This is a genomic window from Bradyrhizobium sp. (genome assembly GCF_004799405.1).
GTDB lineage: Bacteria > Pseudomonadota > Alphaproteobacteria > Rhizobiales > Xanthobacteraceae > Bradyrhizobium.
Map to the genome: position 1 here is coordinate 1 of NZ_SSMW01000071.1, position 7941 is coordinate 7941.

Genomic DNA, 7941 nt, shown 5'->3' on the forward strand with positions numbered 1-7941 from the left:
GCACCTCCGGTTGGTTTTGTGTCGACATTCCGTCAACACCGGCGTTCGCAACGCTCATGCCGGTCGCCTCATGGATGACGTCCTGCCACGTCTCGCCGTCGGTGATGAGCACCTGGTTTGTTGTCGACGCGCCGACAGTTACGAGTTCGACCGACGAGAGAGGGCCGTGGACGCCGCGCAGCCCGTATTGATCCCGGGTATAGGTGACCGTGCTCGATGGCTGGTACGCCGTCTGCCGGAACGTGTAGGAAACGTTGATCTTATTGTTCGGCAGGACGTACGGTACGAACCAGTTTCCGAACGACAATTCGAAGACCAGGACTACAACCAGCAGAACCGCCAGGTTGACGCCAACCAGGACGGCGGCGCCGCCGAGCTTTGAACGCGTTATCCGCACCTCTTACCCCTCGTCCTCATCGATGCGCTGAAAATGGATGATCCAAGGCAAGCGCGCAAGGGCAAAAGACGGTCGACTTTTATCCGCGGCCAAACGGCGGAACTAACGTTATCAACTACCTGGAAGCGCGACTTACCCTTTTGACGGCAGCGCGTCACGGCGCATGTGAACCGCCAAAATTAATGCCACCACGATTGCCGCCCAAACAAAGTTTCCGGCGGCCTGGGGATAGCGTGGCTGGATGACGTTGATGCCACTTATCAGAAGCACCACCGAGAATCCGATCGCGGCAATTGTCGCCCGCGCCAGCCTGCGATCCGGCTCGCTCGCCAACCTGTGGGCGAGCACCGTGTACGGAAAAAGCAGCCATATGTAGTAATAAGAACGGACCAGCGGCGTCGCGATCACGATCAGCAACAGAAGGATGCCCCATTCGGCAGCGTCCGAGCGAGGGCTTCGCCGGGAATAGGCCGGAAGTGCGGCGACGAAAATCAGGCCTATGACGATCGCCGTCGCCCAATATATCTTGTTGACCGTCCGGTAATCCAGATTCAGCAGATTGACATAGAGTGGCGGAGACTTCCGGTCGGTAATGGATTCCGCGTCCACCGGACGAAGCAGACGATGCTCGACGGCGTACAGGGACTGGTTCTTCCAGCTGAACGTGTCGGCGCGCTGGGCGAACTCGCGGTCATCGCCCGATAACAACATTTCGTGTACCCAAAAATCGAGTTCGTTCAGGTTGCGCTCGAACCCGCGAATCGTCCCGGGCAAGACGACGAGAAACAGCATCATGAACGCCGCCATGCTGGCCGCGGTGCGCCACTGCCGCCGCCACAGCAGATAGGGAACGATCATGACAGGAAACGCCTTGATGGCGGCAGCGGCCGCGAATGGCAGGCCGGCGAGCCAGCCGCGGTCGGCGCGAAGCAGCAAGAATCCACCGAGCATCAGGGTCAGCAGAAAAAGGTTGGGCTGCCCGAGATGAAACTGGTCATAGACGAAAGGGAGCGTCACGACCACGGGCAGCGCAACGCTCCAGGGCGACAACCTGTCGCCGTTCCCGGCCAGACGGTTCGCAAGACAGATGGCGATCCACCAGCTCGCAAGCGTTCCGCAGGCCAGCGTCACCACCAGCGCCGTCTTGCCGAAATAGCTCGGGATCGCCATCAGCAGGGCCGCGAAAGGCGTGTAGAGAAAACCGAGATGACCCTCCGCGACGAGGTAGGTGGGACCTCCCCGCAGCATGCGCTGACCGGCAGAAAACCATTGCAGGTAGTCCATGCCCTTGCCGTGACCGAACAGCTCCGGCACGATCGGCTCGGCCAGCAAAGCAACGCTGGCAGCGAGAAATGAGCCCACCAGCACATAACGTTCCCACGAGACCAAAGGTCTCAAGCAGCAGACATCGGCGAGGAATCGCATTCGAGTTCGCATTTCTCGTTTTTCCAGGAGTTGTGAAGGGACTAGGACAATTGCGGCTGGTTTAGAAGGGCTAGTGCTCCCTGAACCGCAGAAGCCGCCCACGGTCCGGGCGGAACCGGGGGCGAGCATAGTTTCATATAAACCTCGGCGTGCGGGCCGCAGCGGTGCTCTGGATGCTGCTTTCGTTCGCGCTTTTAAGTTGGAGCATACAGGAGCGGGCGCGCTTACTGGTGGGGAAGCGGTCCGTTTCTGGATCAATTAGGACGCGGCAAGATCAGATGATCGAACCGCTTCGCATCGCGTTGAACGGTCATCGGCATTGCGTCCAGCTTTTCAACACGAAAGGAGCCGGTCTGACGGATGAAGCGCCCTTGTTCCAAGGCAATGCGGATCGCATCGGGTATGGTCTTAAGCATTTCCGGCACGTTGGATTCTTGATGGGAATAGGACGCAAGCTTATCGCGGATCGCATCATCGTCGCCGATGAAAGAGAAATGCCAGGCGCCCCCGCGGACGACGTTTGGGATACCATAGAAGTTCAGCTTTTTCCTTGCACGAAGCGCGTCCCACGCCTTGGCGATGGCAGTCGGAATTTTCCGGTATCCGGTACGCGGCCAGAACGCACGAAGGTGCTGCGCGGAGCGGAAATATCTGCGGGTTACGATGACCGGTCCGAGGTGATGGATGTCGCTGTCGGGAAGCATGCGCAGATTGAGGCGCATGCGATATTGATCGCATCCGAGGCAATGGATAGTTCGGCCGCGTGGCATCGCGACGATCTTTCTAAGCTCTTCAGGCTTCGGGATCTCGTCGACGTCGGAGACGATGACCAGATCGGCCGGATCGGCATCGATCAAGCCCCGCTCGATCGCATCGCGCTGGAATATCTCCCGTTGCCATATCGCGGTCCCATCGGGAGGGTCGGCGACGACGTGAATGATCTTGTCCAGGAACGGGGCAAAGCGCTCTCGATGCTCGCCAAAAAATAACGGCTTGTTGCGCCCGCTAAACGTCTTGTGGCTCTCGACCAGGACGAATTTGTCCACCAGGTCGTGAAGTTCGCGCAACCTGATTTCGAGAATGTCGAGCTCCTTGAAGAACGGAAAACAATCGTAAACCGCCATCCTCGTGGTCCTTCTCGACGCAATACGCGTCACCGGCACTCCTGCCTCTTGCCTTGATCGATAAGCCAAAAAAATGCATGATCCGGGACAGGCACGCAAGGATTATCGGCGGTAAAGATAAACCGGTGCTCTCATCACAAAAGTGCGGACTTTTTTCTGTCGCGGCTGTGCCGTTGGGTGGTTGCTGCCGCGGTTTTAAGCTGTTATCTGTCCGCAAACTTAAATGGATCAAAAAGTCTTGCAGCAACATCACCACGAATTCGGCGCGGCCCATTCGGAAGCGAAGTCCTCCAGCGACCGTTCATTCGGCATGGTGTTCGCCGTGGTGTTCCTGCTCATCGCGTTCGTGCGTTACTGGCATGGAACCCACACTTGGCCGCTATACGCGGCGATCGGGCTCGGGTTTGCCGGCGTCGGCCTGTTTCGCCCGGCGCTGCTTGCCCCGCTCAATCGGCTATGGGCCAAGCTCGGCTTGCTATTGGGCAAGATCGTGTCGCCCATTGTGTTGGGCGGGTTGTTCTTCCTGGTCATCGCCCCGGCGGCGATGATCTTGCGCTGGATGGGAAAAGACCTTCTGAATCTGCGGCGCGAGCCCAAGGCCGCGACTTACTGGCTGGTCAGGGTTCCCCCGGGACCTTCGCCCGAAAGCATCAACGATCAGTTCTGAGAGGAGCTTCAATGTCCTTTATTGCCGAGTTTTGGCGCTTCATGCGGGTGCGGAAGAAATATTGGCTTCTGCCGATCATGCTCATGATGCTTGTTTTCGGAGGACTTCTGGTTCTGACGCAGGGCAGCGCGGTGGCTCCTTTCATCTATACCTTGTTCTAATCGGCCGATGCGCATTCTCGGTATCTCGGCGCTGTATCATGACAGCGCCGCCGCAATCGTCACCGATGGCAATGTGATTGCTGCAGCCCAGGAAGAACGCTTCACCCGCAAGAAGCACGATCCCGGCTTTCCGCGCCACGCCATCGAATATTGCCTGAAGGAAGCCGGCTGCGGGCTCGCCGACCTCGACGCCGTGGTGTTTTACGACAAGCCGTTCCTGAAATTCGAGCGACTGCTGCAGACCTATGTCGCGTTTGCCCCGCGCGGAATGCGCTCATTCCAGATGGCCATTCCGATCTGGCTGCGCGAGAAACTGTTTCAGAAGAAATGGCTTGCCGACGAACTCGCCAAGCTGGCGCCCGATTTCGATCCGTCCGGCATCATGTTTACCGAACATCATCTAGCGCACGCGGCCTCGGCATTCTATCCGTCGCCGTTTCAAGATGCCGCCGTGCTGGTCATGGACGGGGTCGGCGAATGGGCGACGACGTCGCTTGCGATTGGATCTGGAGCCGATCTCAAGATCCATAAGGAGTTGCACTTTCCGCACTCGCTCGGGCTGCTCTATTCGGCCTTCACCTATTATACCGGGTTCCGAGTCAATTCAGGCGAATACAAGCTGATGGGACTTGCGCCGTACGGCGAGCCAAAATTCACAAAGCTGATCCTCGACAATCTGGTCGACCTCAAGGACGATGGCACTTTCCGGCTCGACCAGAGCTATTTCGATTACTGCACCGGCCTGACCATGACCAATCCGCGCTTCGACGCGCTGTTTGGCAAGCCCGCGCGCACGCCCGAACAGCTGCTGACGCCGTTTCACATGGACGTCGCGGCCTCGATCCAGGCCGTGACCGAGGAAGTGATCCTGCGGCTGGCCCGTTCGATCCGGGCCGAGACTGGTCTTCCCAATCTGTGTCTGGCCGGCGGCGTCGCCCTGAACTGCGTCGCCAACGGCAAGATCCATCGCGCAAAAATATTCGACCGGATGTGGATCCAGCCGGCGGCGGGCGATGCCGGGGGCGCGGTGGGGGCGGCCCTGGCGGCTTACCATCTGCGTAATGGCAAGCCCCGCGTGGCGCTTGCCGACGCGACCGATGGCATGAACGGCGCGTATCTGGGGCCGGCCTTGCTGCCCGACCAAACCGAGGCTGAACTGACCGCCGCGGGCGCAAAATATGTCGTGCTGAGCGAGACGGAGATGATCGACCGCGCCGCCAACGCGCTGGCCGAGGGCAAGGCGCTGGGGTGGGTGCAGGGGCGAATGGAGTTCGGGCCGCGCGCATTGGGCGGCCGGTCCATTCTCGGCGATCCGCGTTCGCCGGCGATGCAAAAGACGCTGAACCTGCGCGTAAAATACCGCGAGAGTTTTCGGCCGTTCGCGCCGTCGGTGCTGGAGGAAGACCTGTCGCAATGGTTCGATCTCGACGAGGAATCGCCCTACATGCTTCTGGTGGCCAATGTGCGCGAGGCGCGATGCATCGCGATGACGGAAGCGCAAAAGCTTCTGTTCGGGATCGACAAGCTGAACGTACCGCGCTCCGAGATTCCGGCCGTTACCCATATCGATTATTCGGCGCGGGTCCAGACCGTGAGCAAGCGGACCAATCCGCTCTACCATGCCTTGATCAGCCGGTTTCGCGACCTGACCGGGTGTCCCGTCGTCGTCAACACCAGCTTCAACGTTCGCGGCGAGCCTATCGTTTGCACGGCCGGCGACGCGTTTCGTTGCTTCATGGGATCGGAGATTGAAACGCTGGTGATTGGCAATTGCTTCCTGCAGAAGCAAGACCAGGACCCCGCGCTGAAACTCGACTACAAGGCGGCGTTCGATCTGGATTGAGCCTGGCGGGTAACTCCGCTCGGTGGCTCCGCGCCCGCGTCGCCGCACCGCGTCCCGGATTGATGGTGGCCCACCTGCCATTTTTTTGGTCAAGTTGGATTATTAGGTTGTATCTTGTGTCGCGGAAGATTTACGCATCCAAGTCGGTTCGTTATGACGAGGCGTACGGTCGTAACACAATCGATTGGGCGAGAAGGACCATGAGACCGACAAGGTGATGAAAATAACTTGAACAAGAACCTGATTTATTCCGCAATACTGTGCGTTGCTTCGACGGCTGTGGCGTTGGGCGCGGCGGAATTGCTGCTGCGAATCAAGAACAGCACGATGAGGAATTACGACATTGAGATGTGGCGGTATGCAAAGGAACTGAAGGTCCCGAGCCCGGACCCGAGCCTCGGCCATGAGCATGTCAGGAACGCCTCGGCGCTTCTGGAGTCCGTCGACATCCGATTGAACGAATGGGGCTTGCGTGGCGGACCGGTGATGGTGCCCGCGCCAAAGCGCCGCATTCTTTTTCTGGGTGGCTCGATCACTTTGGGATGGGGCGTCCCCGAGCAGGATACGATTTCGGCGCGTTTGCAACAGCGTCTGCGAGAAGAGGGCGAAGACGTCGAGGTGCTGAATGGCGGCGTGGGGAATTACAACGCCGAGCGTTACATCGAGAGATTTTTCACTCAGCTTGAGGGGTTGAATCCCACCGATATCGTAGTGCAGTATTTTCTGCGCGACGCGGAGAAACTGGACCCCGGCGGCGGCAACATCCTGTTGCGAAACAGCGAGCTTGCTGTGATCACCTGGACCGCCCTTTCGCGGCTGGCAAACAAGTCAGGCGAGCAAAGTCTTGTCGATCACTATAAGGAGGTCTATCGCGAGGACCAGCCGGGCTATATCGAAATGAAGAAGCGACTAAAGATGCTGGCTGATTATGCCAAAGCGCACGACATAAGATTATATATGGCTATGACGCCCGACGTTCATGATCTCACCAATTATCCGTTTGGCTTTATTCACGACCGCATGCGGTCAATTGCGGATGATGATGGTTACCGGTACGTCGACTTTCTTCCGGCGCTGGGAACGCTTTCGCCGCAGGAGGTTTGGGCCATGCCGGGTGATCCGCATCCGAATGCGATCGCTCACGGATTGATGGCAAATGCAATGCTGCCGGTGATCCGCCTGCCCTCCAGCGCGCCGTCCCGGTAACCGGGTCACACATTGTTATTCAGCGAATTCCCATTTCTCGTATTTTTTCTGGGATACCTGACGCTTCATCTTTTGCTGCCCGGTTCGTGGCGACTTTATCTCATCATCGCCGGAAGCACGGTGTTCTATGCGTGGTGGCGCGTCGATTATGTCTGGCTGCCGTACCTACTCACGCTGATCGCCTGGTCGGGGGCGATCTGGATCGATCGGGGAGTCGGGGCGCCTGCCCGCAAACAGCGTCTCGCCGCAGTGATTGCAGCGCTTTTTGCACCGTTGCTGGTCGTGAAGTACGCGCATTTTTTCCTGGCCAACATCCTCGCGATCCTGCCGGCGACACTTCAAGCCCAAGGTCAAGCCGATGCCTATCGGTTTGCGCTGCCGCTTGGCATCTCGTTCATCACCTTTACGGCCACGGCATACGTTGTGGATACTTACCGATCGAAATTCCCCGTTGAAAAGAGCCTGCGAAAACTCCTCGCCTATGTGATGTTTTTTCCTCACTTGATTGCGGGACCAATTCTTCGTCCGAACGAGTTGTTGCCGCAGTTTTCGCGCTGGGAGCGCGCGACTGGCGCACGGTTCACGCTCGGCATCGCCCTATTCGCAATCGGCCTGACCAAGAAACTGGTGTTCGCCGATATGATCGCCGGTTCGGTCGATCATGTGTTCAGTTCAGCCGCTCAACAGCCGAGCGGCTGGGAATACCTGCTCGCGATCCACGGGTTTTCCATGCAGATCTACTGCGATTTCAGCGGCTATACAGACATGGCCATCGGCATCGCCTACTTGCTTCGCATTCGATTGCCGACGAACTTTCGACAGCCGTACACCGCCCGCTCGATCGTGGAATTCTGGCGCCGCTGGCACATCACCCTGTCCTTCTGGCTTCGCGACTATTTGTATATCCCGCTCGGCGGAAACAGGCGCGGCGAAGGACGTCGCCGTCTCAATCTGATGACGACCATGATCCTCGGGGGACTGTGGCACGGCGCCGCCTGGACCTTCGTGATTTGGGGAGCCCTGCACGGTGCGGCGCTGGTCGTCGTTCACGTGCTGCGGGCGTATTTGGCGCAATGGAAAACTTCGGTACCGCGGTGGGTGGGTGTTCTCGCTACCTT

The 7941-nt window shown here is 58.6% G+C and carries 8 protein-coding genes; 5 read left to right on the forward strand and 3 right to left on the reverse strand.

Annotation, left to right across the window (positions count from 1 at the left end; translation table 11 throughout):
- The 3 genes from E7813_RS10845 to E7813_RS10855 form a co-directional block, all read right to left on the reverse strand.
- On the reverse strand, positions 1-397 hold a 397-nt coding region (locus E7813_RS10845; protein ID WP_291573650.1), incomplete at its 3' end, for a hypothetical protein.
- A gap of 132 nt (positions 398-529) precedes the next feature.
- Entirely contained in the window at positions 530-1951 is a 1422-nt protein-coding gene (locus E7813_RS10850) for a glycosyltransferase family 87 protein (RefSeq protein WP_291573652.1), read from the reverse strand.
- A gap of 125 nt (positions 1952-2076) precedes the next feature.
- A complete protein-coding gene (locus tag E7813_RS10855; RefSeq protein ID WP_291573653.1) occupies positions 2077-2985 on the reverse strand; it encodes an N-acetylglucosaminyltransferase in 909 nt (302 codons plus the stop codon).
- A 184-nt stretch (positions 2986-3169) separates the two neighbouring features.
- On the opposite strand from E7813_RS10855, the gene E7813_RS10860 reads away from it, so the two are divergent.
- From E7813_RS10860 to E7813_RS10880, 5 genes are all read left to right on the forward strand, one after another.
- Positions 3170-3613 carry an SxtJ family membrane protein gene (locus E7813_RS10860; protein WP_291573654.1) on the forward strand — a complete coding sequence of 148 codons (444 nt, stop codon included), beginning with the start codon at positions 3170-3172 and terminating at the stop codon, positions 3611-3613.
- Positions 3614-3624: 11 nt separating this feature from the next.
- Positions 3625-3774, forward strand: coding sequence for a DUF5989 family protein (locus E7813_RS10865; RefSeq protein ID WP_291573655.1), 150 nt, complete (start codon positions 3625-3627; stop codon positions 3772-3774).
- 7 nt (positions 3775-3781) lie between these two features.
- Complete coding sequence (locus E7813_RS10870; RefSeq protein WP_291573657.1) at positions 3782-5617, forward strand: carbamoyltransferase; 1836 nt, start codon at positions 3782-3784, stop codon at positions 5615-5617.
- Between the two features lie 228 nt (positions 5618-5845).
- On the forward strand, positions 5846-6823 hold the full coding sequence (locus E7813_RS10875) for an SGNH/GDSL hydrolase family protein (RefSeq protein ID WP_291573659.1): 978 nt from the start codon (positions 5846-5848) through the stop codon (positions 6821-6823).
- Positions 6824-6835: 12 nt separating this feature from the next.
- Positions 6836-7941: MBOAT family O-acyltransferase (locus E7813_RS10880; protein ID WP_291573660.1), on the forward strand; the 1106-nt coding region annotated here is incomplete at its 3' end.

Coding starts and splice junctions, on each gene's coding strand:
- E7813_RS10860 (WP_291573654.1), top strand. CDS start 3,170: ATGGATCAAAAAGTCTTGCAGCAACATCACCACGAATTCGGCGCGGCC.
- E7813_RS10865 (WP_291573655.1), top strand. CDS start 3,625: ATGTCCTTTATTGCCGAGTTTTGGCGCTTCATGCGGGTGCGGAAGAAA.
- E7813_RS10850 (WP_291573652.1), bottom strand. CDS start 1,951: ATGCTCGCCCCCGGTTCCGCCCGGACCGTGGGCGGCTTCTGCGGTTCA.
- E7813_RS10870 (WP_291573657.1), top strand. CDS start 3,782: ATGCGCATTCTCGGTATCTCGGCGCTGTATCATGACAGCGCCGCCGCA.